Origin of the sequence: Arthrobacter sp. UNC362MFTsu5.1, from assembly GCF_000685965.1 — a bacterium.
GTDB lineage: Bacteria > Actinomycetota > Actinomycetes > Actinomycetales > Micrococcaceae > Arthrobacter.
In genome coordinates, this window is the sequence record NZ_JMLE01000065.1 from 1 (window position 1) to 2017 (window position 2017).

1 rRNA gene is annotated in these 2017 nt (G+C 55.1%); it reads left to right on the top strand.

From position 1 onward, the window contains the following. Nucleotides 1-2017: ribosomal RNA gene (locus tag BS38_RS0124005) — 23S ribosomal RNA — on the top strand; the annotation flags it as partial.

Below are 2017 nucleotides of genomic sequence, written 5' to 3' on the forward strand. Positions count from 1 at the left end.
TGCGGGACTTTCCGTGCTGTCTCTGCCGGGACAGCGAGGTGTGATGTGCAGGCATAGGTGAACGGTCTTGAAAGGCCGGCCAGAGAGGGTGTGAGCCCCGTAACCGTAATGTTGTGTACCGCCTGGGAAGTATCCCAAGTAGCACGGGGCCCGAGAAATCCCGTGCGAATCTGTCAGGACCACCTGATAAGCCTAAATACTCCCTAATGACCGATAGCGGACCAGTACCGTGAGGGAAAGGTGAAAAGTACCCCGGGAGGGGAGTGAAACAGTACCTGAAACCGTGTGCTTACAATCCGTCGGAGCCAGTCTGATTCTGGTGACGGCGTGCCTTTTGAAGAATGAGCCTGCGAGTTAGTGTTACGTCGCGAGGTTAACCCGTGTGGGGCAGCCGTAGCGAAAGCGAGTCTGAATAGGGCGTTGCAGTGGCGTGATCTAGACCCGAAGCGAAGTGATCTACCCATGGCCAGGTTGAAGCGACGGTAAGACGTCGTGGAGGACCGAACCCACTTCAGTTGAAAATGGAGGGGATGAGCTGTGGGTAGGGGTGAAAGGCCAATCAAACTTCGTGATAGCTGGTTCTCCCCGAAATGCATTTAGGTGCAGCGTTGCGTGTTTCTTACCGGAGGTAGAGCTACTGGATGGCTAATGGGCCCTACAAGGTTACTGACGTCAGCCAAACTCCGAATGCCGGTAAGTGAGAGCGCAGCAGTGAGACTGTGGGGGATAAGCTTCATAGTCGAGAGGGAAACAGCCCAGACCACCAACTAAGGCCCCTAAGCGTGTGCTAAGTGGGAAAGGATGTGGAGTTGCGAAGACAACCAGGAGGTTGGCTTAGAAGCAGCCATCCTTAAAAGAGTGCGTAATAGCTCACTGGTCAAGTGATTCCGCGCCGACAATGTAGCGGGGCTCAAGTACACCGCCGAAGTTGTGGCATTCACATTTTATCCAAGCCTTTGTGGTTCAGGAGTGTGGATGGGTAGGGGAGCGTCGTGTGGGCAGTGAAGTCGCGGTGTAAACCAGCGGTGGAGCCTACACGAGTGAGAATGCAGGCATGAGTAGCGAAAGACGGGTGAGAAACCCGTCCGCCGAATGATCAAGGGTTCCAGGGTCAAGCTAATCTGCCCTGGGTAAGTCGGGACCTAAGGCGAGGCCGACAGGCGTAGTCGATGGACAACGGGTTGATATTCCCGTACCGGCGAAAAACCGCCCATGCTGAACAGGGGATACTAACTGCCCGAAGCCTGACCAATCACCCTTGTGGTGTGCGGTTTTTGGTGGAGCGCGGGACCTGATCCTGGGAGGTAAGCGTATTAACAGGTGTGACGCAGGAAGGTAGCCGAGCCGGGCGATGGTTGTCCCGGTCCAAGGATGTAGGGCGAACGGTAGGCAAATCCGCCGTTCATGATGCCTGAGACCTGACGGGACCCCCGTATGGGGGGATTCGGTGATCCTATGCTGCCTAGAAAAGCATCGACGCGAGGTTTTAGCCGCCCGTACCCCAAACCGACACAGGTGATCAGGTAGAGAATACTAAGGCGATCGAGAGAATTATGGTTAAGGAACTCGGCAAAATGCCCCCGTAACTTCGGGAGAAGGGGGGCCCCAACCTTGAACACCACACGCTGGTGGGAGGGGATCGGGGCCGCAGAGACCAGGGGGAAGCGACTGTTTACTAAAAACACAGGTCCGTGCGAAGTCGCAAGACGATGTATACGGACTGACTCCTGCCCGGTGCTGGAAGGTTAAGAGGACCGGTTAGCCGCAAGGCGAAGCTGAGAATTTAAGCCCCAGTAAACGGCGGTGGTAACTATAACCATCCTAAGGTAGCGAAATTCCTTGTCGGGTAAGTTCCGACCTGCACGAATGGAGTAACGACTTCCCCGCTGTCTCAACCATAAACTCGGCGAAATTGCAGTACGAGTAAAGATGCTCGTTACGCGCAGCAGGACGGAAAGACCCCGAGACCTTTACTATAGTTTGGTATTGGTGTTCGGAGTGGCTTGTGTAGGATAGG